Origin of the sequence: Sphaerobacter thermophilus DSM 20745, from assembly GCF_000024985.1 — a bacterium.
Lineage (GTDB): Bacteria > Chloroflexota > Chloroflexia > Thermomicrobiales > Thermomicrobiaceae > Sphaerobacter > Sphaerobacter thermophilus.
Genome location: NC_013523.1, coordinates 394,325 through 418,600 on the forward strand (window position 1 = coordinate 394,325; position 24,276 = coordinate 418,600).

23 protein-coding genes are annotated in these 24,276 nt (G+C 67.7%); 10 read left to right on the forward strand and 13 right to left on the reverse strand.

Annotation, left to right across the window (positions count from 1 at the left end):
- Positions 1–99: 99 nt before the first annotated feature.
- Positions 100–2,196: an N-acetylmuramoyl-L-alanine amidase gene (locus STHE_RS01750; protein WP_012870843.1), complete on the reverse strand. Its 2,097-nt coding sequence runs from the start codon at positions 2,194–2,196 to the stop codon at positions 100–102.
- Between the two features lie 194 nt (positions 2,197–2,390).
- On the opposite strand from STHE_RS01750, the gene STHE_RS01755 reads away from it, so the two are divergent.
- Positions 2,391–3,212, forward strand: a complete 822-nt coding sequence (locus tag STHE_RS01755; protein ID WP_012870844.1) for a DUF2085 domain-containing protein — start codon at positions 2,391–2,393, stop codon at positions 3,210–3,212.
- A 71-nt stretch (positions 3,213–3,283) separates the two neighbouring features.
- Here STHE_RS01755 and STHE_RS01760 read toward each other — a convergent pair whose 3' ends face one another.
- The 12 genes from STHE_RS01760 to STHE_RS01815 form a co-directional block, all read right to left on the reverse strand.
- Positions 3,284–4,792: an aldehyde dehydrogenase family protein gene (locus tag STHE_RS01760; protein ID WP_012870845.1), complete on the reverse strand. Its 1,509-nt coding sequence runs from the start codon at positions 4,790–4,792 to the stop codon at positions 3,284–3,286.
- Between the two features lie 369 nt (positions 4,793–5,161).
- Positions 5,162–6,802 (reverse strand): AMP-binding protein, encoded by a 1,641-nt coding sequence (locus STHE_RS01765; RefSeq protein ID WP_012870846.1) that lies wholly within the window; start codon positions 6,800–6,802, stop codon positions 5,162–5,164.
- 254 nt (positions 6,803–7,056) lie between these two features.
- Positions 7,057–7,317: a YciI family protein gene (locus STHE_RS01770; RefSeq protein WP_012870847.1), complete on the reverse strand. Its 261-nt coding sequence runs from the start codon at positions 7,315–7,317 to the stop codon at positions 7,057–7,059.
- A gap of 104 nt (positions 7,318–7,421) precedes the next feature.
- Positions 7,422–8,117 (reverse strand): phosphate signaling complex protein PhoU, encoded by a 696-nt coding sequence (gene phoU / locus STHE_RS01775; RefSeq protein ID WP_012870848.1) that lies wholly within the window; start codon positions 8,115–8,117, stop codon positions 7,422–7,424.
- Positions 8,118–8,130: 13 nt separating this feature from the next.
- The gene (pstB, locus tag STHE_RS01780) at positions 8,131–9,009 is read right to left on the reverse strand and encodes a phosphate ABC transporter ATP-binding protein PstB (RefSeq protein ID WP_012870849.1); all 879 of its coding nucleotides are present in this window, start codon (positions 9,007–9,009) and stop codon (positions 8,131–8,133) included.
- Positions 9,009–9,791: a phosphate ABC transporter ATP-binding protein gene (locus STHE_RS01785; RefSeq protein ID WP_041399253.1), complete on the reverse strand. Its 783-nt coding sequence runs from the start codon at positions 9,789–9,791 to the stop codon at positions 9,009–9,011. The genes pstB and STHE_RS01785 overlap by 1 nt, the downstream gene beginning before the upstream one ends.
- Positions 9,792–9,841: 50 nt before the next feature.
- A complete protein-coding gene (gene pstA / locus STHE_RS01790; RefSeq protein ID WP_012870851.1) occupies positions 9,842–10,717 on the reverse strand; it encodes a phosphate ABC transporter permease PstA in 876 nt (291 codons plus the stop codon).
- Complete coding sequence (gene pstC / locus STHE_RS01795) at positions 10,718–11,749, reverse strand: phosphate ABC transporter permease subunit PstC (RefSeq protein WP_217155839.1); 1,032 nt, start codon at positions 11,747–11,749, stop codon at positions 10,718–10,720.
- 50 nt (positions 11,750–11,799) lie between these two features.
- Complete coding sequence (pstS, locus tag STHE_RS01800) at positions 11,800–13,008, reverse strand: phosphate ABC transporter substrate-binding protein PstS (RefSeq protein WP_012870853.1); 1,209 nt, start codon at positions 13,006–13,008, stop codon at positions 11,800–11,802.
- A 356-nt stretch (positions 13,009–13,364) separates the two neighbouring features.
- On the reverse strand, positions 13,365–15,161 hold the full coding sequence (locus STHE_RS01805; protein WP_012870854.1) for an ATP-binding protein: 1,797 nt from the start codon (positions 15,159–15,161) through the stop codon (positions 13,365–13,367).
- A 4-nt stretch (positions 15,162–15,165) separates the two neighbouring features.
- Positions 15,166–15,867 carry a response regulator transcription factor gene (locus tag STHE_RS01810; protein ID WP_012870855.1) on the reverse strand — a complete coding sequence of 234 codons (702 nt, stop codon included), beginning with the start codon at positions 15,865–15,867 and terminating at the stop codon, positions 15,166–15,168.
- A 327-nt stretch (positions 15,868–16,194) separates the two neighbouring features.
- Positions 16,195–16,674, reverse strand: coding sequence for a DinB family protein (locus STHE_RS01815; protein ID WP_012870856.1), 480 nt, complete (start codon positions 16,672–16,674; stop codon positions 16,195–16,197).
- 198 nt (positions 16,675–16,872) lie between these two features.
- Here STHE_RS01815 and STHE_RS01820 point away from each other — a divergent pair, with 198 nt between their 5' ends.
- The 9 genes from STHE_RS01820 (at position 16,873) to tatC (ending at position 24,102) form a co-directional block, all read left to right on the forward strand.
- A complete protein-coding gene (locus STHE_RS01820; RefSeq protein WP_012870857.1) occupies positions 16,873–17,406 on the forward strand; it encodes a YceD family protein in 534 nt (177 codons plus the stop codon).
- A gap of 83 nt (positions 17,407–17,489) precedes the next feature.
- Entirely contained in the window at positions 17,490–17,696 is a 207-nt protein-coding gene (gene rpmF, locus STHE_RS01825) for a 50S ribosomal protein L32 (protein ID WP_012870858.1), read from the forward strand.
- 109 nt (positions 17,697–17,805) lie between these two features.
- On the forward strand, positions 17,806–18,822 hold the full coding sequence (locus tag STHE_RS01830; RefSeq protein ID WP_012870859.1) for a beta-ketoacyl-ACP synthase III: 1,017 nt from the start codon (positions 17,806–17,808) through the stop codon (positions 18,820–18,822).
- Positions 18,812–19,705: an ACP S-malonyltransferase gene (gene fabD / locus STHE_RS01835; RefSeq protein WP_245534866.1), complete on the forward strand. Its 894-nt coding sequence runs from the start codon at positions 18,812–18,814 to the stop codon at positions 19,703–19,705. Before STHE_RS01830 ends, fabD begins: the two co-directional genes overlap by 11 nt.
- A gap of 132 nt (positions 19,706–19,837) precedes the next feature.
- Positions 19,838–20,593, forward strand: a complete 756-nt coding sequence (gene fabG, locus STHE_RS01840) for a 3-oxoacyl-[acyl-carrier-protein] reductase (RefSeq protein ID WP_012870861.1) — start codon at positions 19,838–19,840, stop codon at positions 20,591–20,593.
- Between the two features lie 22 nt (positions 20,594–20,615).
- On the forward strand, positions 20,616–21,989 hold the full coding sequence (gene accC, locus STHE_RS01845; protein WP_012870862.1) for an acetyl-CoA carboxylase biotin carboxylase subunit: 1,374 nt from the start codon (positions 20,616–20,618) through the stop codon (positions 21,987–21,989).
- Positions 21,990–22,406: 417 nt separating this feature from the next.
- Positions 22,407–22,829 carry a transcription antitermination factor NusB gene (nusB, locus tag STHE_RS01850; protein WP_012870863.1) on the forward strand — a complete coding sequence of 141 codons (423 nt, stop codon included), beginning with the start codon at positions 22,407–22,409 and terminating at the stop codon, positions 22,827–22,829.
- A 102-nt stretch (positions 22,830–22,931) separates the two neighbouring features.
- Positions 22,932–23,180 carry an acyl carrier protein gene (acpP, locus tag STHE_RS01855; RefSeq protein WP_012870864.1) on the forward strand — a complete coding sequence of 83 codons (249 nt, stop codon included), beginning with the start codon at positions 22,932–22,934 and terminating at the stop codon, positions 23,178–23,180.
- Between the two features lie 154 nt (positions 23,181–23,334).
- Entirely contained in the window at positions 23,335–24,102 is a 768-nt protein-coding gene (gene tatC, locus STHE_RS01860; RefSeq protein WP_012870865.1) for a twin-arginine translocase subunit TatC, read from the forward strand.
- Positions 24,103–24,276 lie beyond the last annotated feature (174 nt).

Below are 24,276 nucleotides of genomic sequence, written 5' to 3' on the forward strand. Positions count from 1 at the left end.
AAGGAGACCATGTGCTCATCCGCCTCGGGCGTGAAACGCGACGCGGCGGGCGTCACGACGCCCGCCGCGATTGTGTTCCCCTAAGTGCCTTCCGCGCCTCTAGTACGCGCCCTTCAGCCAGCCGCGGGCGATGAGGATCTCCCGCCCAAGGTGTCCAAGCAGGAACTCGTAGGGCGTGCCGCGCTTGTCCGGGTGCCACTCGAAGCGGGCGCGCTCGAAGTATTGCACCGTGTGCATCTCGCCGTCGGTCCTGCTCAGCTCCTGAAACTCCTCGCTGATCGGATAACCGAAGATCGGCAGCCCGCCGTTGCGGTACCAGTAGTCGCGGAAGCCGTAGGCGAGGGTGTGACCCGTCTCCGGGAAGAAGTCGCGGTCAGGGCCGGGCGTGGCGTTCGCCAGCGGTCGGAACGGCGCCTCGTGCTCGCGCCCGGCGGTGATCTCGCGACCCAGCAGGCCGAGGAGCACTTCGTAGGGCGTCCCGGCCAGCTCGGGGTGGTGTTCGAAGCGGGCACGCTCGAAGTACTGGACCAGCAGCGTCTTGCCGTCCACCGGCGACGGCTCGTAGAACGGCTCGGTCAGCGGGTAGCCGAAGCGCATCAGGCCCCCGTTGCGCTCCCAGTAGTCCCAGAAGATCCGGGGAACGTTGTGCCCGGTCACGTCGACGTAGACCATGTCCGCATTGGGACTGCGGGGTACCGCGTCGGTCGGCGGGGGTTCGATCGTGATCTCCTGGGGGAAGGCGTTCTCCTCATGGTAGCGGACGAATTCCTGGACGAGGCTGGCGGTGATCGTCTTGGTGCCGGTGGTGGCGAGGCGGAAGTAGCCGGTGATGGTCGCCTGCTCTCCGGGTGCAATCGGGCGGGGCGAGCCCCAGCGGAAGGGGTTCGGGAGGCCGTTGTTGCCAGTGTAGTCGATTCCGACGCGGAAGCGGCCCGCGATCTTGGGGAAGCCGGCGTTCTGGAAGTCCTGCCCCTCGACGTAGGTGAACCCGTCGGCGGGCTCTTGCCCGTAGAGCGGGGTCGATCCGACGTTCTCGACCACGGCGTCGACGCGGATCGGCATCCCGACGTAGGTCGTCTTCGGGGTGACGGTGACGGAGACCAGACGGCCCCGCGCGTCGGCTGACTGCGGCGCGTAGATCGGCCCGGTCCCCTTCAGCCAGCCCCGGATCTCGGGGAGTCGAGCGTAGAACTCCGAGCCGGGGCATTCGGTCGAGAGCACGTCGCGGTGGCCGGCGATGTTGGGGACGTTGTCCCGGTCGACGAAGAAGCTCCAGCCGCCTGGGTCGACGTTCCCGGCGTGCTCGCGGATCAGGCGCACGATCGCGTCGAGCGCCGCCTGGGGCACGGCCGTCTGTTGGAAGTTCCCGAGCACGGCGATACCGATGCTGCCGCGGTTGTACTGGAGCGCGTGGCCGCCGATGACGCCGCCGCCGCCGTACCGGCCTTCGTAGACGCGACCTTCCCAGTCGACGAGGAAGTTGTAGCCGATGTCGCCCCAGCCGAGGGTGACGGCATGGTAGTAGTAGATCGACCGGATGGCGGCGGCCGGGTCCGGTGGCCGGTTCTGGGTGACGGTGTGGTGCAGGATCACCTTTTCGATCGGCGCGTACCGGGGCGGCCAGATCTCCTCGCCGTCCTTGAAGCGCAGCGATTCGTCAGCACCCCAGCCGGCGCGCGGGATGATCCAGCCGTCGATGAGCTGGGGAGTCGCCAGGAGCTGCGCCGGAGCGGAAGTATCGACCGCCGCGATCTCGACCTCGTGGAGGATCGGTGCCTCGCCCAGAGCGTTCGGCACGATGTCGACCCGGTACTGCAGGTGGGTGCTGGGCTCCGTCAGGAGCGGGGCAGCGTAGGTGCGCCGGCCTTCGAGCGGGTGCAGGTGGTGGTCGGTGTGGAGGTCGACCCACTCGCTCCAGGTCGTCCCGTCGACGCTGGTGCGCACCGCGAAGTCGAGCCGGCTTCCCGCCGGGACATCAGCGAACCAGCCGACCTCGACGCTGTTGTACTGGCCCTCGGTGGTGAACACGGCCGATTGATACTGGCCGCTCGTGGGGAAGACGCCGCGCTCGACCCACGCCGTACGGGTCATGGCGCTGGCCTGTGCTCCCGGTTGCCGGAGGTCCACGACGCTCGCCAGGAGCGCGCCCCCGGCCACCTTGAGCAACGTCCGCCGATTCAATCGCTCACGCAACATGGCCTGCTCGCTCTTCGTCTCGTCAGGCGGCAGCCGCACGGAGTCGGCTGCGCTCGCGACAACGGTACGTCCCCAACGAATGAACGGTCAAGATGTCCGTACAACGAGCAGTCGTTGCCGGAAAATAGCAGGGATGGGTCACCTAGTCTACTATACGCGGGGATGCCGGTAGCGGGTGAGGAGGGAGCCCAACGATGACGAAGGTCGCATACCGGGCACTCACCGGCGGTGAGCGGCGGGGGACCGTGTTCGTATTGCTTGCTGGATTGTCACTCCTCGTGTTCCTGGGCGTGCCGGCGCCGCTGGAGACGAAGTCCCTCGCGCTGCTGCACGGCCTGTGTGCCCAGACCCCGGACCATTCGTTTTGGTTCGGCGTGGTGCGGCTCCCTTTCGACGCGCGCATGACCGGCATCTACGGCGGGTTTCTGGTGACCCAGCTCTACCTCCTGACCCGGGGACGCGTGCGCGCTGCCGGGCTGCCTTCCCTTCCGATTGTCCTGTTGCTCGGTGGGTTCGCCGTGGCCATGGGCATCGACGGGTTCAACTCGCTCCTCGACGACACCGGCCTTCCGGCGATCTATCCCCCAACAAATGCGCTCCGGTATATCACCGGAGCGCTCATGGGTACAACGTTGGGGGCGTTCCTCTGGTTGCTCACCGCGGCGACGCTCTGGCGCCCAGACCTGACGCGCCGGGAACCGGCACTGCGCGGGTGGCGTGACCTCGCGGCGGTGCTCGTGCTGGCGAGTGGGTTTGGGCTGGCGGCAGGGAGCGGCGTCCCGGCGCTCTACACGCCGATCACGCTGCTCCTGATCGGCGCGGCGGTGCTGGCCCTCTTCGAGATTGCGCTGGTGCTGATCCTGCTCGGCCGGGCGCGTGTGTCGGCGGCTGCGACGCCGCGTGATCTCGCCGGCCCCGCCCTCGGAGCCCTCCTCGGCGCCTACGCGATACTCATGCTCCTCAGCGCCGGCCGCTACGCGCTAGAGGCCGTGTTTCCGGTGATGACGAAAGGTTAACGGCCCACACCCCCGGCCGTCCCCCCTCTCCCTGGTGGGAGAGGGGGTTAGGGGGTGAGGGGGCCCGTCTCCTACTTCTGCCCCACCGGCCACTTGCCGTACCAGTCGAATCGCTCGTCGGCCAGGTTGACGACCACGTTCTTGACCTGGGTGTAGAGGTCGAGCGCGTGGCGGCTGAGCTCCCGGCCGATGCCGCTCTGCTTGAAGCCGCCAAACGGAGCCTCCGGCGGGTTGACGGTCGGGAAGTTGATGCTGATGTTCCCGGCACGAATCCGGGATGCCAGCCGGTGAGCGCGCTTCAGGTCGTTGGTCCAGATCGTGGCGGCCAGGCCGTAGATGGTGTTGTTCGCCATCTCCACGACCTCGGACTCATCCCGGAAGGGGATGACCGACAGCACCGGCCCGAAGACCTCCTGCTGCGCGATCGTCATGTCGTTCTGGACCTGGGTGAAGATGGTCGGCTCGATGAAGTTGCCCTTCTGGAGCACCTCGTCGTCCGGGCGCTTGCCGCCGAGCGCCAGGTTTGCGCCCTCGCTGCGCGCCCGCTCGATGAAGCTCAGCACGCGCTCGCACTGGCGCTTGGAGATGACCGGGCCCATCTGCGTGGCGTCCTCCAGTGGGTCGCCGACGCGGATCTTGCCGGCCTTGGCGATGAAGTCCGACAGGAACTGGTCGTGGATCGACTCGTGGAGGAAGAGCCGGGTGCGAGCGGTGCAGCGCTGGCCGGCGTTGGTGAAGATGGCGAAGAGCGAGCCGTTGACCGCCTCCTCCAGGTCGGCATCGGGGAAGACGATGTTGGGCGACTTGCCGCCCAGCTCCAGCGACACCTTCTTGATCGTCCCGGCCGACAGCCGCAGGATCTCGCGGCCGGTCTCCGTCTCGCCAGTGAAGGCGATCTTATCGACGTCTGGGTGCTCGGCGATGGCCGCGCCGACCTCGACGCCCGGTCCGGTCAGGATGTTGACGACCCCATCGGGGATATCCGCCTCCTGGCAGATCTCGCCCAGGACGAGCGCGGTGAGCGGCGTGGCGCTGGCGGGCTTGAGGACGATCGTGTTGCCCGCGGCGAGCGCCGGCGCGACCTTCCAGGCCGCCATCAGCAGCGGGAAGTTCCAGGGGATGATCTGCCCGCAGACGCCGTACGGCTCACGTACGGTGTAGTCGAAGAGCGGGCCGTTCATGGGGATCGTCTCGCCCCACATGTGCCCGGTCAGGTTGGCGTAGTAATCGAAGCAGTTTGCCGAGGCGGCCACGTCGGCGCGCGACTCGATGATGATCTTGCCGCAGTTGAGCGTCTCCAGGCGGGCGATCTCTTCCAGCCGCTCGCGCAGGATCTCCGCGACCCGACGCATGCGCTTGGCGCGCTCCATCGGGGTCATCTTCCCCCAGGGCCCCTCGTCGAAGGCCTTGCGCGCGGCGGCGACGGCCCGGTTGACATCCTCGCGGCCCGCCTTCGGCACATGCGCGATGACCTCGTTGGTGGCCGGGTTGTAGGTGGGGAAGGTCTCCCCGGAGGCGGCGGGGACGAACTGCCCGCCGATCAACAGCCGATACTCCTTCGTGGTGACCTCTGTCGCCATGGTGGTTACCTCCCGAGTACCCGTGGCGAACGCCGGCCGTAACCGGCGCGGTCCGATCCCTCGCTGGTGCCGGGCCCAGATGCGGGCATCCCGCTGGTATGGGCGGCTCAGGGCACATAGTAGCACCGAAGGGACGCCTGCGTCGCCGGGGCGTGCGCCGGAGATTCCCGCTAGCTGGTCAAGGGCGGGACTGGATCGATCCCCCGCCTGGTTCGGGCGGTCTGCGAGGCATGGATGGACCGCTGGTCACGCAGTCAGCCATAGGGGCGGACGACCGGCAGGCGGTGCCCGCCCGCGCGACGCGTCGGTTAGTGTCGCCCGGCTTGGCGTGAGGGGGATGGCGGCCTCAGCCCGTCCTGCGACGACCGTCTAGGCGGTCTGGACCGCGGCGGCGCCGTGCAGGCCGAGTTCCTCGATCGCCATTTCCCGCATCCGGAACTTCTGAATCTTGCCCGTCACCGTCATCGGGAAGGTGTCGGTGAATTTCCAGTAGCGCGGGATCTTGTACGTCGCGATGCGGCCCCGGCAGTAGGCGGCCAGCTCCTCCCCGGTGACCTGCGCACCCTCCCGCAGCTTGACCCAGGCCATGACCTCTTCACCGTATCGCTCGTCCGGCACGCCGATGACCTGGACGTCGGCTACCGCCGGGTGGGTGTAGAGGAACTCCTCCACCTCGCGCGGGTAGATGTTCTCTCCGCCGCGGATGATCATGTCCTTGATCCGGCCGACGATGTTGACGTACCCCTCGTCGTCCATCGTTGCCAGGTCGCCGGTATGCATCCAGCGGGCGGCGTCGATCGCCTGGCGGGTGGCCTCCTCGTTGTTCCAGTAGCCCAGCATCACGGAGTAGCCACGGGTGCACAGCTCGCCCGGGGTGCCGCGCGGCACGATCTCGCCGGTGGCCGGGTCGATGATCTTGACCTCGATATGCGGGTGAACCTTGCCGACGGACCCCACACGCTTCTCCAGCGGGTCGTCGATCGCGGTCTGGGTCGAGACGGGCGAAGTCTCGGTCATGCCGTAGCAGATGGCGACCTCGGTCATATGCATCTGCGACTGAACGCGCTTCATCACCTCGACCGGGCAGGGGGAACCCGCCATGATCCCGGTGCGGAGGGTCGAGAGGTCGAACTCCGAGAAACGCGGGTGCTCCAGCTCGCCGATGAACATGGTGGGGACGCCGTAGAGCGAGGTACAGCGCTCGGCCTGCACCATCTCCAGCACCGCGACCGGGTCGTAGGCCTCGCCGGGGACGACGATGCAGGCGCCATGGGTGGTGCACGCGAGATTGCCCAGCACCATCCCGAAGCAGTGGTAGAACGGTACCGGGATACACACGCGGTCGTTCTCCGTGTAGCGCAAGCCCTCCCCGATGAAGAAGCCGTTGTTCAGGATGTTGTGGTGAGAGAGGGTCGCGCCTTTGGGGAACCCGGTGGTACCCGAGGTGTACTGGATGTTGATCGGCTCGTCGAACTGGAGGCTCGCCTCAATCTCTGCAAGCGTCGCCTCCGGCACGCCCGCTCCGTCGGCGAGCAGTCCCTCCCATTCGTCGTCGAGGACCAGCGTTTGCCGCAGCTCCGGGCAGCGGTCGCGGACCTCATTGAGCATGGCGACATAGTCCGTTGTCCGGAAGGCGCGCGCCAGGATCAGGAAACTTGTGCCCGACTGGTTCAGTGCGTACTCGAGCTCGGCGGTCTTGTAGGCCGGGTTAATGTTGACCAGGATCGCGCCGATGCGGGCGGTGGCGTATTGGATGACGACCCACTCGTAGCGGTTGGGCGACCAGATCCCGACGCGATCCCCCTTGCGGACACCACGGGCCAGCAGGCCACGGGCCGCCAGTCCGGTCTGCTCCCAGAATTCCCGGTAGGTGGCGCGGTAATCCTGATGGCGGACGACAAGCGCCTCGTGGTCCCCGACGCGCTCCACCGTGCGCCGCAGGTTCTCGCCGATGGTCTCACCCAGCAGGGGGATCGGGCTGGCGCCGTGGGCGTAGGACGATGCGGCCATGCTTCCCTCCTCGCCTGGTGTGACGGCAGTGGTAGATCGGTGGAGATGGGATCTACGCGGCCGGCTTCTGACTCGTGGTTCGATAGCCTCACAATACGATTCGCGGGGTGGAGATGTCAATTGGGGTGGGGGAGGGGGCGTCATGCGTCACCCGTCATGCGTCATGCGTCACACGTCCTGCTCCCCTCTCCCCTGGAGGGCTCCGTCCGAGAGAGGCCGGGGGTGAGGGGGACGCATGACGCATGACGTATGAGTTAGAACACCTGCTGCCACGGCTTCAGCTCGTAGCTGACGAAGACGCCGGCGGCGTGGAAGGGGTCGTCCGTGATGAGGCGGCGGGCCTCCTCTTCGGACTCGGCTTCGTAGATGATGAGGGCGCCGCTGTCGTCGGTGAACGGGCCGGAAGCCCAGAGTTTCCCCTGCTCCTTCAGGCGCCCGAGGTATTCGCGGTGGACCGGGCGGACCTTCGCGATCTGCTCACGATTGCCGTACTGGATGATCGCAGCGTACTTCATCGCGGTTGCTCCTCTCACTCCCGTGCGGCGCTGCCGGGCTCAGCGGTGTGGTCACATGATACGGCAGTCGTGGGCCTGCTGCGTCGTCGCGGCGGCGCATTCGCTCACCCGCCGGGGGCTGCCTCCTCGTCGCTCGGAAGCGCGCGGGGATTTCCGGTGATGACGAAGGCGGTGCGCTCGCAGATGTTGGTCACCCGGTCGGCGATGCGCTCCAGGTTGTGCGCCGCCCAGATGAGGCGGGTGGCGCGCTCGATGGTGCCGGGGTCGGAGAGCATGTAGGTGAGCAGCTCGCGGTAGACCTGATCGTAGAGCGCGTCCACCTCGTCGTCCCGGTGCCAGATGGCCTGGCAGGCCACGAGATCCCCGTCGACGAACGCGGCGAGGCTGCCGTGGAGCATCTCCAGCGCGATCTCGGCCATGCGCGGGATGTCGATCAGCGGCTTGAGCGGCGGGTATGGCTCCAGCATGAGGGTGATGCGAGCGATCCCCTCGGCGTAGTCGCCGATGCGCTCGAGCTCGGTGATGATGAAGAGCGTCGCCGCGATGGTGCGCAGGTCGGTCGCAAGTGGCTGCTGGGTGGCGAGTAGCAGGAGCGCGCGCTCCTCCAGGTCGTAGCTGCGCTCGTCGATGTTCCGATCCTCGCGGATGACCTCGCGTGCCAGCGCGCTGTCGCGCCGGCGCAGTGCGTCGACGGCGCGGGCGACGGCCTTCTCGGTGACGCTGCCGAGCATCAGCAGATCCCGGCGCAGCGTGTCGAGCTGCCGATCGTAGTGAGCCCGGGGCTGTCCTGGTGCGGTCATGGACTCTTCGCTCCTAACCCACGCGGCCGGTGATGTAGTCCTCGGTCCGCTGGTCCTGGGGGTTGGTGAAGATGCGAGCGGTGGGGCCGACCTCGACGAGTGTCCCCGCGCGGCTCGCATCGACGGTCATGAAGGCGGTCACGTCGGAGACGCGAGCCGCCTGCTGCATGTTGTGCGTGACCACGACCACGGTGTACCCGTGCTCCTCGACCAGCTCCCGCATCAACTGCTCGATCCGGCCCGTGGCGATCGGGTCGAGGGCACTGGTCGGCTCGTCCAGGAGCACGACATCCGGCTCGACAGCCAGCGCTCGGGCCACGCACAGCCGCTGCTGCTGTCCACCGGAGAGCGACGTGGCCGGCTGGTGCAGGCGGTCCTTCACTTCGTCCCAGAGCGCAGCCTGACGCAAAGCCCGCTCGACCCGCTCCGCCACCTCCCGACGGGAGAGGCGGCGAGCGCCGAAGACGGTCAGGCCGAAGGCGACGTTATCGAAGATGGACTTGGCGAAGGGGTTGGGACGCTGGAAGACCATGCCGATCCGGCGCCGGACTTCGACGGGGTCCACTTCGGGCCCGTAGACCGGCTGCCCGTCGAGGAGGACTTCGCCGGTGACCCGCACGCCGGGTACGTCGTCGTGCATGCGATTTAGCGCCCGGAGCAGGGTCGACTTGCCCGACCCCGACGGACCGATGATGGCGGTCACAGCCTGGGCGGGGATGCGCAGATCGATGTCCCGCACAGCGACACGCTGCCCGTAGATGATGGTGAGCTTGCGTATGTCCAGCTTGACCTCGCTCGTTGCAGGGATCGCCGGGGCGTCGTCGCGGGCGCCGGCGACGGCGAGGTGGATGCGGCGTTCGGGGACCACCGTGGTCACTCCTGCTTGCTGCATTAGCCGAACCTCCCGGTGATGTAGTCCTCGGTGCGCTGGTTGTGCGGCGCGGTGAAGATCTCCTCTGTCGGCCCGGCCTCGACCACCTCGCCGGCGCCGTCCTCGTTGGGGGTCATGAAGACGGTGTAGTCCGCGATCCGGGCCGCCTGCTGCATGTTGTGGGTTACGATGACGACGGTGAACTCGCTCGCCAGCTCACGAATCAGGTCCTCGATGCGGGAGGTGGCGATCGGGTCGAGTGCGCTGGCCGGCTCGTCCATCAGGATCACCTCGGGGCGGACCGCGAGGGTCCGGGCGATGCAGAGCCGCTGCTGCTGCCCGCCGGAGAGCGAGGTGGCCGGGTGATCCAGCCGGTCGCGGACCTCGTCCCAGAGCGCCACGCGACGCAGCGCCCACTCGACGGTCGCGGCGCGCTCCCGGCGTGGCATGCCGACGAGTTCGAGCCCGATGCTCACGTTCTCGGCGATCGAGCGGGTGAGCAGTGGGTTGGGCTGCTGGAACACCATACCGACCCTGCGCCGGAGGAGGATCGGGTCGACGCCAAGGCCGTAGATGTCCTCGCCGTCGAGGAGGACGCGGCCGTCGACACCGGCGCCCGGGACCTTCTCGTGGAGACGGTTCAGCGCGCGCAGCAGGGTCGACTTGCCCGCCCCCGATGGCCCGATGATAGCCGTCACCCGGTGGCGCGGGATGGTCAGCGTGGTCGGTGCGACGGCGATGCGGGCGCCGTAGCGCAGCGTGAGCCCTTCCAACACCAGGTGCGCCTCCGAGGTGGGCGGCATTCGAATCGCCGGTGCGGTGGGCGGTGTGGTCGCCACAGATGCTCCTTCTCCTACCCGGCCCGGCGTCGGGTGAGGGCGCGGACCAGGATGTTCGTCCCGAGCACGAGCACGACGAGGATCAGCGCGGCGCCCCACGCCTGCTCGTTGAGTACCGCGAACGGCTGCTCGGTGTACCGGTAGGCCAGCAACGGCAGGGCCTGCATCGGGCCGAAGATGTCGAAGGTGAGCTGGTTGTTGCCGAGTACCGTGACCAGCAGCGGTGCTGTTTCGCCCGCGGCGCGTGCCATCGCGAGCAAGACGCCAGTGGCGATGCCCCCCAGCGCGGCCGGCAGCACCACCGTGAGCGTCGTCCACCACCGCGGCGCGCCGAGAGCCGCCGCCGCTTCGCGCACACTCTGGGGGACGAGCTGCAGGATCTCCTCGGTCGTGCGCGTGATGACCGGCACCATCAGCATGGCCAGGGCGATCGATCCAGCCAGGCCGGAGAACTGGCGAGTCCGCTGCACGATTAAGACGTAGGCGGTCACGCCGACGACGATCGACGGCATGGCGCTCAGGACGTCCGTGCAGAAGCGGATCACGGTCGCGGCGGGACCGGATCGGTACTCGGCGAGGTAGATGCCCGCCAGGACGCCGAGCGGGGTCGCCAGGAGCAGGGCCGCACCGACGATGAGAGCGGAGCCGACGATGGCATGGAGCACGCCCCCGGCGCCACCGGCCACGCCGATCGTCACCGGCCGGAAGGTCTCGGTGAAAAACCCGACGCTGAGCGCCCCAACTCCCTGCCGCACCACGTAGGTGAGGATCAGGACGAGCGGCACCAGCGCGACGGCGGTGGAGCCGATGGTGAGGCCGAGCATGAGCCGGTTCACCCAGACCCGGCGGCGGTACCGCACGCTGGCGGCGTTCGCAACGGTGTCGATCATCTAGCGTCTCCTCCAGGCGGCGCCCGCCACGCGCCAGACGAGGAGGCGGGCGATCGAGTTGGCCAGCAGGGTGATGAGGAACAGAACCAGCGCCAGGTAGACGAGCGCGCTGGAGTGCAGCTCGGTGTTGGTGGTCGGGAGCTGGCTCGCGATCAGGGAGGCGGCTGTCGTCGCTGGCTGGAAGAGTGACGGATCGATCCGCGGCGTGTTGCCGATCACCATGGTCGCCGCCATCGTCTCGCCGAGTGCCCGGCCCAGGCCGAGCATCATCCCGCCGACGATCCCGGCGCGGGCGTAGGGGAGCAGCGCGTGGCGGATGACCTCCCAGCGGGTGGCGCCGAGCGCCAGCAGGGCCTCGCGCTGGTGGGTCGGTACGACCGAGAGCACGTCGCGTGAGACAGCCGCAATCGTGGGGAGGATCATAATCGCCAGGATGATCCCCGCCACCAGCAGGCCGCGCCCGACGGTGACGGGCCCGGCCAGGAAGGGCACGGTGTCGCCGAGTGCGCGTGACACCGGCTCGGCGATGGCCCCGCGGAAGAACGGGATGAAGACGAAGATGCCCCACATGCCGTAGACGACGCTGGGGATCGCGGCAAGGAGCTCGACCATGAGCGAGAGCGGCCCGCGCAGCCGGGTCGGGCTGAGGTCGCTCAGGAAGATGCCGATCATGATGCCGGGCGGTGCTGCCAGCAAGAGTGCAATCGCCGAGGAGACGATCGTGCCGTAGATGGCGGGGAGCGCTCCAAACTCGCCGGCGACCGGGTTCCAGGCGGTGCGAGTCAGGAAGCGCAGGCCGAACACCTCCCGTGCGGCGGCCGACCCGTCCCAGGCGACGCCGACGATAGCCACCAGGAGCGCGACGACGACGAACGCGAATGCAGCGGCAAGCAGCCGGAAGGGAACATCCCCGTGCCGGAGCCGCCGTCGGAGCCGGTGAGACCGGGAAACGGGCTGCCCGGTCGCGATCATGAGAATCTCTCCTGCCGTTTCCTTCTGCAGTGTCGGTCGTCCGTAATCCGTTCCCCGCACGCCCTGGCTCCCTCTCCCACAAGGGGAGGGGGGAGGAGGGGCGCGCAGTTCTATTGCGCGGGGGAGGTGAAGACCGGTGTGCCGCCAACCGTGACCTGCTCCAGCTTCTGGATCGCCAGTTCCTTGACCGGGTCGGGCAGCGGCGCGTAGTGCAGCTCCTCCGCGTAGCCATCACCCTCGGTCAGTGCCCAATAGAGGAACTCGGTCAGCGCCCGGGCCTTGGCCTCGTCGTCGTACTGGCCGCGGACGAGGATCCAGGTGAAGCCCGCGATCGGGTAGGCGTTCTCACCCTCCGGTGGGTTGGTGATCGACACCCGCAGATCGTCCGGCAGGTCGGCCAGGAACCCAGCGGCCGCTTCGCTCACCGACTCCAGCGACGGGGTGACGTAGTTCCCCGCCGCGTTCTTGATCGCGGGGGCCGGAAGATCGTTCGCGAGCGCGTAGATCAACTCGACATAGCCAATGGCTCCCGGCGTCTGCTGGACAGCCGCCGTCACGCCTGGGTTCTTCTCGGCGCCGATGCCGACCGGCCACTGGACCGCGGTGCCGCTCCCGACCTGGGATGCCCACTCCTCGCTGACCTTGCTCAGGTAGTCGGTGAAGATGGCGGTCGTGCCGGAGCCGTCCGATCGGTAGACCACGGTGATCGGCTGATCGGGCAGTTCGACGCCGGGGTTGTCAGCCGCGATGGCCGGGTCGTTCCAGGTCGTGATCTGGCCGAGGAAGATGCCCGCGAGGGTGGGGCCGGAGAACCGGAGGTCGTCGACGCCCGGCAGGTTGTAGGTGACCGTGACCGCGCCGAGGACGGTCGGGATGTGGAGCGTGTCGGGCGCTTCGGCCAGCTCCTCATCGGTCATGTAGGCGTCGGTGCCTCCGAAGTCGGTTACCCCGCTGATGAAGTCGTTCTTGCCCTGGCCGGAGCCGACCGACTGGTAGTTGATCGTGACGCCGGGTGCGACGCTCTTGTATTCCTCGATCCAGCGCTGGTAGAGCGGGTCGGGGAAGCTCGCACCAGAGCCCGTCAGGTTCGCCTGCAGGTCGCTGTGAGCGCCGCCGTCACTGGTACTGCCACCGGTGCCGGTGGGGCTGCCGGCGGGCGCGCTCGTCGACGCCTCTCCGATGGCGGTCGACGTCGCGCCATCCCCGCCGGCGGCGGTTGGGGTGCTGTCGCTGCCACCGCCGCAGGCGAGCAGTACCAGGACCGCTACCATGAGCAGGGCGATCAGCGCGCCGAGTCGCTTCCCAGATTGGGCAATCACCGATTCCTCCTCATCGTTCCGCTGTGCGGCGGCGACCCAAGCGTCGCCAGCCGACTTGCCGGCCTGAGTGTAGGAACCGGGTGTTAGCCCACCGTGGGGGATGCATTAAGGAGCGATTAAAGGAGTGCTATCGCTGTGTGACGGCGGGGTCTCCCACCCGCTGTTTCAGCGCAGGTGGATGCCCCGCCGTGTCACTCGGAGCAACCGATGTCATCCTGAGCGAAGCGAAGGATCTCCAGTGAGTGCGGACGCCCCAGCACGAGATCCTTTACTTCGCTCAGGATGACACAACAAGGAGCGGGGTATCTTGCTGGGATCGAGCGTGCAAGCGCGTGCCCGGTGGATGAGAGCCGATCTCAGGCTCGGTGCGCGCTGGGAGTGGAGTCGCCGGTTGGGGCGGGCTCGAGGGCGAGCGGGAGGGTGAACTTGATGGTGGTGCCGGGACGGGCGGTGCCGTCGACCCAGATGCGCCCGCCGTGCAGTTCGACGAGATGCCGGGCGATGGAGAGCCCCAACCCGGTTCCGGCGTCGGCGCGGGAGCGATCCGTCTTGTAGAACCGCTCGAAGATTCGATCCCGATCCTCGGGGGCAACGCCGGGGCCGGTGTCGGCCACCCAGACGACCAGGTGGTCGTCTTCGGCCGCTGCCCCGACGGTGATGATGCCGCCGGGCGGGGTGAACTTCACCGCGTTGTGGACCAGGTTGACCAGGACCTGCTCGATGCGCTCCGGGTCGAAACGGCCGGGCGTCAGCCCGTCGGGGATCTCGATCCGGATGTCGAGTTTCTTCGGCTCGGCCTGGGTGCGGAGGCGGGCGATGACCTGCTCAGCCACCCGCCTGATGTCGGCGGCCACCGGGCTCAGGGTCAGCCGGCCGGACTCGGCGCGGGAGAGCTCCAGGAGATCCTGGACCAGCCGGGCGAGCCCGTCGACCTCGGTTTCCATGCGCGCCAGGAACTCGTGCGCGACCTCTTCGTCCTCCAACGCGCCGTCGAGGAGCGTCTCGACCAGAGCCTTGAGGGACGCGATGGGCGTGCGAAGCTCGTGCGAGACGTTGGCGACGAAGTCCCGCCGGATCATGTCGGTCCGGCGCAACTCCGTGACATCCCGCAGAATGACGACGACCGGCGTCGCGCGGTGGGGAATGGAGTAGGCCACCCCCTCGACGTAGCGGCGCGGCTGCCCAATCTCGAACAGCCGCCTGACCGGTTCGTCCCCGCTGTGCGCCTGTGCGATGACCTCGGCCAGGTCGTGATCCCGCACGGCCAGCGCGTAGGGACGGTTCAGCAGGCGGTCTCGGGGGGTGCCCAGGAGCCGTTCGGCCGCGTTGTTGATCAGCGCGAGCTGGCCCTGATCGTCGACAATCAGGATCCCATCGGTCAGGTGCTCGACGATCGCGCTCAGGCGTGCCCGCTCGGCCTCGATCGCCTCGATGTTGGCCTGCAGCGTGGTGGTCATCTCGTTGAAGGCGTGGGACAGCTCCGCGATTTCGCCTCCGGCGTGCTCCGGGGCGCGGGCCGCCAGGTCACCCTGTGCGATTCGACGCGCAGTCTGGATCAGCTCGCTGAGCGGGCGGGTGATGACCCCCGCCAGGATGGCTGAGAGTGCAGCGATCGCCAGGGCGGCGATCCCGAGGGCGGCGGCGACCGCCACCACGATATTTCGCAGCCAGCCGGCGAACTGGTCGCTCGGCAGGGCGACGCGCGCGGCGCCGAGCTGCTCGCCATCGCGCACGATCGGGACGGCGAGGTAGATCAGGGTGCGGTCGAGGGTGTCGCTCGGGCGGCTCGACTCACCGATCTGGCCGGAGAGCGCCGCGGCCACCTCGGGGCGGTCCGCGTGGTTCTCCATCGTCGCGGGGGCCGCCTCCGAGTCGCCGAGCACGCGGCCCTCCTGGTCGATGATCGTGACCCGGGCGTCGATCTGGCCGGCTGCGTCCTGGGCGAACTCCTGAAGGTTGGGCTCCTCCGTGGTCCCGATCATCGGCGCGGCCGCCAGGGCCACGAGCCACGCCTGGGACTCGAGTCGAGCGCGCAGTTCCTGTCGTTCCAGGTCCTGGACGTAGTTGACGAGGTAGGCTCCCAACAGGAGGAATACGCCCGCCATGAGCGCGATGTAGCCGAGACTGAGGCGCGTGTGGAGCCGACGGAGCACGATGCTACCCTGCCAGGCGATACCCCACGCCGCGAACCGTCTCGATCAGCCGGGGCTGGCGCGGGTCTTCCTCCAGTTTCTCTCGCAGGCCATGGATATGCACGGCCACGGTGCGGTTGTCGCCGTAGTAGTCGTACCCCCAGACCGCCTCGAGGATCCGGCGGGTTGGGCAGACGTTTCCCCGGTGCCGGGCGAGGTAGACCAGCAAGTCCATCTCTTTGGGCGTGAGCTGAACCTCGCGGCCGTTGCGGGTCACGCGGTAGGCGGCCGGGTCGATGCGCAGGGTGCCGATCTCGAAGACTTCCTCCCGGCCGTCCGGGTTGCTGGCGAGTTCCTGCTCCAGCAGCTCGCGGCGGCGCAGGAGCGCTTTGACGCGGGCCATAAGTTCTCGCATCGAGAAGGGCTTTGTGACGTAGTCGTCGGCCCCGATCTCCAGGCCGACGACGCGGTCGACCTCATCGTCTCGCGCGGTGAGCATGAGGATTGGCACCGAGCTAGAACGGCGGATGTGTCGGCAGACATCGAAGCCGTCGATGGTGGGGAGCATGATGTCGAGGATGACCAGATCGGGCGGGTCGGCGTTGGCCTGAGCGATGGCGGCCTCGCCGTCGGCGACGGTGCGCACGTCGTGCCCCGCCTTTTTGAGGTTGTATGCGATCGTCGTGCGGATACTTGCTTCATCCTCGACGACGAGGATCCGCGCCACCTGCACCTCCCGTAATCGTGGTTACCTGCCTCCCGCAGCGCCATTCTACCAATCGGCTCATTGAGATGGACGAATTGACCTGGTATCTCCGCCAGCAATCGAAACCGCACCCGTGTCATCCTGAGCGCAGCGAAGGATCTCGCGTTGGACCGGCCACGTCCCGGGGAGATCCTTCGGCTCGGACGGAGTCGCCGGGGGCGGCTGGCCGCCACCGCCGGCTTCGCTCAGGACGACGGCCGCTGGGCGACGGGGTCGGCTCCGGTGGATCACGGTAATTCGTCAAACTCCATGAGCCGAGAGAGTTGGCCGGTCTCCTGCAGCGGGCGGTCAGTGGCTTTCCCGCCGCGTGCGCCACTCGCGGATCGCCTGGGTGTGGAGCGGGTAGTGGCCGTAGGTGTCGAGGCGCAGGCGGCGGCGGAAGCGCGTGCCGCTCTTGAGGTGGTCGGGCGGTACCTGCTGGAGATAGGCGACGAGGCGGTCATGCGTCTCGTGGAGGCGGTGGCGGACCTCGGCGAGCGACAGGCCGCGCCACTCCTCAGCCTTGCGCGCATTGAAGGCGTCGATGCCGCCGTAGAGGTCCGAGTAGCGGGGTGGGCGACCGCCCGCGAGGATCACGGGAAGGTGTTTCAGCGCCTCCTCTTCCCACCAGCTCACATGGGCCATGATGTCGCGGATCGACCAGTCGCCGCTCACGCCTGGTTCGAGGAGCTCGTCGTCCGATAAGCCGGCGTAGGAAGCGTGGAAGTCGGCCCACGCGGCGTCGAGCGTCGCGAGGAGTCTGGCTGCCGGATCGCGTGTCGTGCCCATGGCTCCTCCCGTCGTGTCGTCTGGCGCGTTCCGGGGATCGGCTACGGTGATTGTGCCGTGGACGTCCGCCACGCAATCCCTGTCATTCTGAGTCGCTGGTCGCAGGCTCCGAGGTACACAACCTGCGCCACGGCATGATACACTAGACCAGTTTGCGCCTATCTTGCCCAGAAGGCGCAGGCCGCCAGGAGGACCACCATGGATCTACGCTTGCCGAACCTAGCAAACGACACGGTGCTGAACGTCGCTCAATTGCTCAAGCAGCCGGTTGGAGCGACGCGCACCTTCCAGATTCACCTCCAGCGTCTGACGTTGGATGAGGGGCAGTGGGCGCGCGATGTCGAGGCGAATATCCGCCTGACGCGCTTCGAAGCTGGTATCCTGGTAGATGGCGAGGTGGCTGGCGTCGCGAATGTGCAGTGCGTGCGCTGCTTGAACGAGTTCGACCAGCCGTACCGCAGTGTGTTCGATGGTGAGTTCCGCCCCAGCGTGGACGTGCGCACTGGGGTGCCGATGGCCGCGCCGGAGGACGATGACGTCTTCATCATCGACCACAACCATGAGCTTGATTTGGCGCCGCTGTTGCGCCAGGTGATTATTCTGGCGCTGCCGATGCGCCCGGTGTGTGGCGAGCAGTGCGCGGGATTTCAGCCGGAGTTCCCGGCGGCGGAGGACGAGGTGGACGACCGCTTCGCCGTGCTGCGTACCTTGCTCGATGAGGGCACCGAATAGCGAGCAGCGCCGTCCTGCGTGGCGGTAATCGAGTCCCGCCGCCGGGCGTATCCCGGGTGGCGGCACGAGGAGGATGGTGGAGGATGGGAGCGCTTCCCAAGAAGAAGGTCAGTCGGCACCGGCAGGGTAACCGGCGGCGGCATCACTGGCTCAAGCTGCCGCAGTTGATGACCTGCCCCACGTGCGGCGAGAAGAAGCGGACGCACTACGTCTGCCCGAACTGCGGTACCTATAAGGGCCGCCAGGTCATCGACGTTAGCAAGCGATCGCGGCGTCAGTCCCAGCAGTAGTAGCCGGCCACGGCCGGGAGCGAGGCCGTCGGGGGGGCGTGCGGCTAGTCTCAGGCACGGCGCCTGTGGCGCGCTCACCGCACCGTGGGGGAAGGGGTAGCCTCGGAAAGTGCGGAACGCCGCCATCACCGGGTGGGGCATGGCCCTCCCGGAGCAAGTCTTGACGAATGCTGACCTCGAGCGGATGGTCGACACCTCCGACGAGTGGATTGTTACGCGCACCGGCATTCGCGAACGGCGCATCGCTTCCCCGTCGGAGACGACCCTCAGCCTGTCACTGACCGCAGCGCGGCAGGCGCTGGATGTGGCCGGCATCTCGCCGCTGGATCTCGACCTTATCGTCCTGGCGACCACAACCCCGGACACCTTCATGCCCGCGACCGCGTCCCTGCTCCAGCGTGAGCTGGGCGCGTTCCGTGCCGGGGCGTTCGATGTGGTCGCAGCCTGCGCCGGGTTCATCTACGCGATCAACGTCGCCGCCCAGTTCGTCCGGGCCGGTACCTCCCGCACCGTGCTGGTGGTGGGTGCGGATACGCTCACCCGGATGATCGACTTCACCGACCGCGGCACGTGCATCCTCTTCGGTGACGGCGCCGGGGCGGTGGTGCTGCAGGCGACCGAGGAGCCGGTCGGTATCCTCTCGACCGTCCTCGGCTCCGATGGCCGCGGTGCCTGTCACCTCTATGTTGACGGCTGGGGCACCGGGATCGTCCAGGACGGGAACCGCGAGGCGCTGCGGCGGCCGTACATGAAGATGAACGGTAGCGAGGTCTTCCGCTTCTCGGTGCGTGTCATCGGCGAGGCCGCCGCGGCGGCGGTCGAGCAGGCGGGCCTGTCGCTGGCCGATATCGACCTCTTGATCCCTCACCAGGCCAACATCCGGATCATCGACGCCGCTGCCAAGCGGCTGGACTTGCCACGTGAGCGGATCTGGGCCAACCTAGACCGGTACGGGAACACCTCGGCCGCCTCGGTGCCGATCTGCATCGTGGAGGCGGTAGAGGCCGGAGCCTTGCGGCCGGGGATGAACGTCGTCCTCGTCGGCTTCGGCGCCGGGTTGTCCTGGGGCGCGACGGTGGTGCGTTGGGGACGCGACGGTGTGGAGAGGGTGAGCGGTGGTGAGTGACGTTGCCTGGGTCTTCCCCGGCCAGGGGTCGCAGCGGGTCGGGATGGGCAAGGCCCTGGCAGAGCGCTCCGCCGCGGCCCGAGCCGTTTTCGAGACGGTCGACAGCGCCCTCGGCTTCCCACTTTCCCAGACAATCTTCGAAGGGCCGGACGAGGCACTGGTCTCGACGAAGAATCAACAGCCGGCCATTCTGGCTACCAGCATCGCCTATTTCACCGTCTTGCGCGAGGAGGGCTCGCTGCCAGACCCGGTCTGCGTTGCCGGACACAGCCTGGGCGAGTACACCGCGCTGGTTGCCGCGGGAGCGCTCGATCTCGCCGACGCCGCGCGCATCGTGCGGCGCCGGGGTGAGCTGATGGAGGAGCATGGCCGCGGCGGCATGGTCGCGGTGCTGGGTCTCGACGACGCGGTCCTGGAGGAGGTCGCGCGCGAGACCGGCGTCGAGGTGGCCAACTTCAACGCGCCGGGCCAGACGACGCTGAGCGGCAGGAGCGACGCCCTGGAAGCGGCGGCGGCCCTGGCCAAGGAGCGCGGTGCGCGGCGGGTCGTGACCCTGCCGGTCAACGGCGCCTTCCACTCGTCGCTGATGCAGCCGGTGGCGGAGGCGCTGTGGCCCATGATCGAGGCCGCGCCGATGCGGGAGCCGATCGCCCCGCTGATCGCCGACGTCGATGCCCGCCCGCTGCGCGACCCGGACGCGATCCGAGCCGAATTGCTGGAACAGATCACGGCTTCTGTCCGCTGGGTGGATGTGGTGCGCGCTGCGCACGAACATGGCGCCCGCCGCTTTTTCGAGATCGGCCCGGGCAAGGTGCTGTCCGGCCTGATCTCGCGGATCGTCCCCGGCGTGGAGGCCGTGCCGGTCGAGCCGCTGCTGGGGTGAGGATACGGCACTCGTCATACGTCAAAGACGTGCAGGGTGGAACACGGCACGATGGCGTAAGGCCACACAACACGAAGCACGCAGCACGAATGACGTATGACGCATGACGCATCACGCGAGGAGGTGGGGAGCGTGGCTGAGGATGCGGTGACGCGGTCGGCCATCGTCACGGGGGCGGTGCGCGGCATCGGGCGCGCGACTGCGCTGCGATTGGCCCGCGACGGCTACCAGGTCGTGGTCAACTACCGTGGTGACGAGTCGGAAGCGAAAGCAGTCGTTGATGAGATCGTCGCGGCGGGGGGGACCGCCATCGCGATCCAGGCCGACGTGACCGACGCGGATGCAGTAGGCCGGCTGATCGAGGAGACGATCAACCAGTTCGGCCGCCTCGACGTCCTCGTCAACAATGCCGGCATCACCCGTGACACCCTCATGATGCGGATGAAGGAGGAGGACTGGCACGCCGTCCTGCAGACCAACCTGACGAGCACGTTCCTGTGCTGCAAGGCGGCGATCCGCCCGATGATGCGGCAGCGCTACGGCCGGATTGTGAACCTGACCTCGGTCGTCGGGCTGGTCGGAAATGTCGGGCAGGTCAACTACGCCGCGTCGAAGGCGGGGATCGTCGGGCTGACCAAGTCGCTGGCGCGAGAAGTCGGGTCGCGCGGGATCACGGTCAACGCGGTCGCGCCAGGCTTCATCGAGACCCGGTTGACCGACGCCATCCCGGCGGAATTGCAGGAGGCGGCCCTGAAGCAGATCCCGCTCCAGCGCTTCGGGAAGCCGGAGGATGTCGCCGAGGCGATCGCGTTCCTCGCCTCCCCGGCGGCCGGGTACATCACCGGTGCCGTGCTGAGCGTCGATGGCGGCCTGTTCATGGCGACCTGATGAGGCGCCGTGAGGAGACCCGGTGTTCCGAAAGATTCTGATCGCGAACCGTGGTGAGATCGCGCTGCGGGTGCTGCGCGCGTGTCGTGAGCTGGGCATCAAGGCGGTGGTCGCCTACTCCGAGGCCGACCGCGACAGCCTCCCGGTGCGGCTCTCGGACGAGGCAGTCTGCATCGGCCCCGCGCCGGCCGGGCGCAGCTACAACAACATCCCGGCTATCATCAGTGCGGCCATCGTGACCGGCTGCGACGCGCTGCACCCCGGCTACGGCTTCCTGGCCGAGAGCCCATCACTGGCGGAGATCTGCCGCGAGTGCAACCTGACCTTCATTGGTCCCTCGCCGGACGTCATCGCCCAGATGGGCAACAAGGCGACGGCCCGCGCGATGATGCGCAAGGCGGGGCTCCCGATCATCCCGGGCGTGGAGGAGCCGGTCCACGACACGACCGCCGCGCGCGAGGTGGCGAAGCGGATCGGTTATCCGGTCCTCATCAAGGCCGTGGCGGGCGGCGGCGGCCGTGGGATGCGCATTGCCCAGGACGAGCGAGAGCTGATCCGCGTGTTCCCGGTGGCGCAGTCCGAGGCGCAGGCAGCCTTCGGCAACGGTGCGGTCTACATCGAGCGCTATCTGGAGGAACCGCGCCACGTCGAGGTGCAGGTCCTTGCCGACCACCACGGCCACGTGGTCGCCCTGGGCGAGCGGGACTGCTCGCTCCAGCGGCGCTATCAGAAGCTCGTCGAGGAGTCGCCCGCGCCCAACCTCTCAAACAAGGTGCGGGAGAATCTGGCCAAGGCGGCGGTCAAGGCTGCCAAGGCCATCGGTTACACCAACGCTGGGACGTTCGAGTTCCTGGTGGACAAGGACGGCCGTTTCTACTTCACCGAGGCGAACAGCCGGATCCAGGTGGAGCACCCGGTCACGGAGATGGTGACCGGAATCGACCTGGTGCAATGGCAGATCCGAGTGGCGGCGGGCGAGGAACTGGACTTCTCGCAGCGGGATGTGCGCCTGCGCGGCCACGCCATCGAGGTGCGCATCACCGCCGAGCACCCGGACCACGACTTCCAGCCGAGTTGTGGCGAGATCACCGGCCTTGTGCTGCCGGGTGGGCCGGGCATCCGCGTCGACAGCCACCTCTACCCCGGCTACGTCGTTCCGCCCTACTACGACTCGCTGCTGGCGAAGGTGATCGCCTGGGCTCCGACGCGGGACGAGGCAATCACCCGGCTGCGGCGGGCGCTGGCGGAGACGGTGATCGGTGGCGTAGACACGACGACCGGCTTCCACCTGCGGCTCCTGGACGACCCGGCCTTCCGTGCCGGGCAGATCTCCACGCGCTTCGTGCAGCAGTTCCTGGCCCGCTCCGGCCCCATGACGGCGTCGTTCGAGTTGTAACCGCGCTGGCCGTGGCGCGTGCCCGGGGGTTATGGAGTTTCACGAATTGCGGTGATACACCACATCTGACCCCCCCTTTGCCCGGTTGCTGTCATCCTGAGCGGAGCCGGGGGCGGCCAGCCGCGCTCGGCGACTCCGTCCGAGCCGAAGGATCTCCCCGGTCCGTGGCCGGTCGGACGCGAGATCCTCCACTGCGCCCAGGATGACAGGCGCGACGGCCGGCCAGCGATCTGGAACGGATCGTGCAGATTGGCAGGTGGTAGGCGCTGCCGAAATAGCGAGCGGAACTGGCGATACCGCGGCGTAGCCGGAGTACAATTAGAGATGCGCCGGGCCGGGAGCGGCTCGGCGTCGTCCGGAACACTGCCGTGGGGCCGGCTGAACGAGGCCGTCGCACGGGCTGGAGACGAGGGAGCCATGTCAGTCGGAACCATTCGACACCAGGCCAGAACTCTGGCCCTCCAGATCCTCTACGAGGCCGATGTCGCCCAGCACCCGGCGTCGGACGTGTTGGCTCGCTACACCAGCGACCTGTCGCTGCCGCAGCCGGTGCGGCGCTATGTGGAGCGATTGATCTCCGGAGTGATGGAGGATCTGGAGAAGATCGACGCCGAGATCGGCGCCGCGGCTCCGGCGTTCCCGGTGGACCAGTTGCCGCCGATCGACCGCAACATCCTGCGGATCGCGATCTACGAACTTCGGAACGAGCACGACGTGCCGGTGAAGGCAGCCATCAACGAAGCGGTAGAATTGGCCAAGCGTTTCGGCGGCGACAACTCCAGCCGTTTTGTCAACGGGGTGCTGGGCACCATCGCGGGCAACCTGGCCTCCTCGCGCTAGGAGGCCGGGCCGGCTACGTTGCCGCAGGGCTTGAATCCGTGCATAATAGCCGGGAACTGACAGGGGTTGGGATCAGTCGACCTGACAGGGGAGGTGATCGGCGTGGATTCGTCCTCGGTTCTGGAGCGCGTTCAGAGCGTCGTAGCGGAGCAACTCGGGGTTGATCCGGAGAAGGTGACGCCCGACGCCGAGTTCGTGCAGGATCTGAATGCGGACTCGCTCGATCTGGTCGAGCTGATCATGCAGCTCGAGGAGGAGTTCGGCATCGAGATCTCCGACGAGGAAGCGGAGAACATCGTCACGGTCGGTGACGCGCTGGAGTTCATCCAGGAGCACACGGCGGCGAAGTAGCACCGGGGCGGCGTAGACCGCGCCTGCCGGAATCAGTGGAGCAGACGAGTCTTGCCGGGATCGGGGCACTGCCGCCAAAGACGCCCGCGGCGCGGGTGCTGCGGGTGACCATCATGGGCGACCTGCCGCGCCAGCGCGACGAGATTGAGTAGGAATGGTCAGTATCCTCGACCGCATGCGCGGTCGCTCCAATCCACCTGTGGTGCCGGAGGCCGAACCAGAGGAGGAGATCTTTGAGGAGATGACCCTCCAGGAGCACCTGGAGGAACTCCGATCGCGTCTCCTCTACTCGGCGTTGTTCGTCGCTGCCGGCTTCGTGGTCGGCCTGGCGTTGACGCTCCGCGTGCTGCGCATCATGGCCGACATGACGGGGCGACCGGACTTTGTTCTAATCTCGCCGCTGGAGGGCTTCTCCACCTACATGAAGGTGGCGCTCTACATCGGCATCGCCGTGGCCATGCCCGCCCTGATCTACCACTTCGTGCGCTTCCTCGCGCCGGGGTTAACCAGACGCGAGCGTCGGTACCTGTACCGTGCGCTCCCGTTTGTGACCCTGATGTTCATCGCGGGTGTGGCCTTCGCCTTCTTCATCGTGATCCCGCGCGGGCTGTCGTTCCTGGCCGGGTTCGGCGGCGATGTGTTCCGGGCCGAGTTCCGCGCGCAAGAGGTCGTCTCGTTCTACCTGACCCTCATGCTGTGGATCGGCCTGGTGTTCGAGACGCCGGTGGTGATCTTCCTGCTGGCGAAGCTCGACATCGTGACAGCCCAGCGGCTCGCGTCGCTCCGCAAGTACATGATTATCCTGGTCCTGGTCGCGGCCGCGATCATCACGCCGACACCCGACCCCTTCAACATGTTCATGGTGGCGGCGCCGATGTACGCCCTCTACGAGTTCGGCATCCTCCTCGCGAGGCTCGCTTGACCAAGGGCTGGGATGCCGCGCCATCCACGTAGCTGACGAGTCGCTCCGCTGGAGGTGTTCCGGCGGGGCGATTTTTCTTGCCTGTGGTGCGTCCGAATAGCGCGTCAACCCGGTGATTCGGTTACCTACATCCGGGTACGTGCCCGGGATCTACTCCCGGGCTGACAAGATGAC

Bases quoted from the DNA above. Each gene is read 5' to 3' on its own strand.
- STHE_RS01750 (WP_012870843.1), bottom strand. From the start codon at position 2,196: ATGTTGCGTGAGCGATTGAATCGGCGGACGTTGCTCAAGGTGGCCGGG.
- STHE_RS01755 (WP_012870844.1), top strand. From the start codon at position 2,391: ATGACGAAGGTCGCATACCGGGCACTCACCGGCGGTGAGCGGCGGGGG.
- STHE_RS01760 (WP_012870845.1), bottom strand. From the start codon at position 4,792: ATGGCGACAGAGGTCACCACGAAGGAGTATCGGCTGTTGATCGGCGGG.
- STHE_RS01765 (WP_012870846.1), bottom strand. From the start codon at position 6,802: ATGGCCGCATCGTCCTACGCCCACGGCGCCAGCCCGATCCCCCTGCTG.
- STHE_RS01770 (WP_012870847.1), bottom strand. From the start codon at position 7,317: ATGAAGTACGCTGCGATCATCCAGTACGGCAATCGTGAGCAGATCGCG.
- phoU (WP_012870848.1), bottom strand. From the start codon at position 8,117: ATGACCGCACCAGGACAGCCCCGGGCTCACTACGATCGGCAGCTCGAC.
- pstB (WP_012870849.1), bottom strand. From the start codon at position 9,009: ATGCAGCAAGCAGGAGTGACCACGGTGGTCCCCGAACGCCGCATCCAC.
- STHE_RS01785 (WP_041399253.1), bottom strand. From the start codon at position 9,791: ATGCCGCCCACCTCGGAGGCGCACCTGGTGTTGGAAGGGCTCACGCTG.
- pstA (WP_012870851.1), bottom strand. From the start codon at position 10,717: ATGATCGACACCGTTGCGAACGCCGCCAGCGTGCGGTACCGCCGCCGG.
- STHE_RS01815 (WP_012870856.1), bottom strand. From the start codon at position 16,674: ATGGGCACGACACGCGATCCGGCAGCCAGACTCCTCGCGACGCTCGAC.
- STHE_RS01820 (WP_012870857.1), top strand. From the start codon at position 16,873: ATGGATCTACGCTTGCCGAACCTAGCAAACGACACGGTGCTGAACGTC.
- rpmF (WP_012870858.1), top strand. From the start codon at position 17,490: ATGGGAGCGCTTCCCAAGAAGAAGGTCAGTCGGCACCGGCAGGGTAAC.
- nusB (WP_012870863.1), top strand. From the start codon at position 22,407: ATGTCAGTCGGAACCATTCGACACCAGGCCAGAACTCTGGCCCTCCAG.
- tatC (WP_012870865.1), top strand. From the start codon at position 23,335: ATGGTCAGTATCCTCGACCGCATGCGCGGTCGCTCCAATCCACCTGTG.